This window comes from Nocardioides furvisabuli (assembly GCF_021083185.1).
GTDB classification, from domain to species: Bacteria; Actinomycetota; Actinomycetes; order Propionibacteriales; family Nocardioidaceae; genus Nocardioides; species Nocardioides furvisabuli.
The window spans coordinates 1-919 of the sequence record NZ_JAIGQB010000028.1 but is presented as its reverse complement, the minus strand read 5'-3'; the positions used below and the strand labels follow the sequence as shown (position 1 = coordinate 919).

1 protein-coding gene and 1 pseudogene are annotated in these 919 nt (G+C 64.1%); one reads left to right on the top strand and one right to left on the bottom strand.

The annotated features are described in order from the left end of the window. Positions 1–79: 79 nt before the first annotated feature. The gene (locus tag K4G59_RS19745) at positions 80–223 is read right to left on the bottom strand and encodes a hypothetical protein (RefSeq protein WP_231252772.1); all 144 of its coding nucleotides are present in this window, start codon (positions 221–223) and stop codon (positions 80–82) included. Between the two features lie 373 nt (positions 224–596). Here K4G59_RS19745 and K4G59_RS19740 point away from each other — a divergent pair. Beyond that, positions 597–755 (top strand): annotated as a pseudogene (locus tag K4G59_RS19740) (integrase core domain-containing protein); the annotation flags it as partial. Positions 756–919: the final 164 nt, after the last annotated feature.

The window sequence follows — 919 nt, the reverse complement described above, 5'->3', positions numbered from 1 at the left end:
TCACGCCGCAGATCGACCGCCATCCGGATCGCCCGCTCCCGAAGCTCCTCGGGGTACTTCCTCGGTGCTGCCATGACTCTCATCCTTCCGTGGAATGAGAGCCTCCATCAGACCCGGCACGCGACACCACCAACTCGGCCGCGCGCTTGGCATACGCGCGCCGTCCGAGAGTGTCGCGGTCGCCGGAGACCAGCGCGTCGTCGGTCCAGGCGTTGTCGGTCATGTGCCCATTGTGCCGACCACCTACTCCACCTCGCTGTGGAGGTGCCAGGTCAGGCCACGTCCGCGTACGGATCGATCGCCGGTGCATGCTCTGGTCCACCCGCGCGAGGCACGGTTGCTACCGGCGCCACTTGGTCTGAGACCGCGACGTCACTTTGCGTGCTTGTTGCATGTACGTGGTCTGACCTCGCGAACGGCGGCAGCGTTCGACTGGGACAGATCGATCTCAGTAGACGCCGAATCAGATGGTCTCGGTGGCCTCATTTCCCGTCCACGTCGTCAATCAGAGGCAGTGGGAGCGCGGTTGGCGCTGCTGGAACTCACGGCGGTAAAGGAAAGCGCAGACACGCGACGTCATCTGGGGCTCTCAGACCGAGGGGTGGGCGTTCAAGAAGTTCTACAACTCCGAATCCGCCCGACTCGCGGCACTGCCAGGATGGGTCCACCAGTACAACCACCACCGGCCCCACTCAGCAATCGGCAAGGCAGCACCCATCACCAGGTTGGACAACCTGGCTGGGCATCACACCTAGTCGGACCTTCCGCCCATGCCGCGATGAGCGCGTCTTACCGGCTCCCTTCTGTTGTCAACCGGTTCGGCGTAGCGTCTTCTCCGCGGGTCCGGGAAGTGGCTGATCCGAAGTGTCGATGTGCGGGTGCAGGTCGACCGCGCTGGATTGAAGAGTCGCCCCGCAGT

Bases quoted from the DNA above. Each gene is read 5' to 3' on its own strand.
- K4G59_RS19745 (WP_231252772.1), bottom strand. From the start codon at position 223: ATGACCGACAACGCCTGGACCGACGACGCGCTGGTCTCCGGCGACCGC.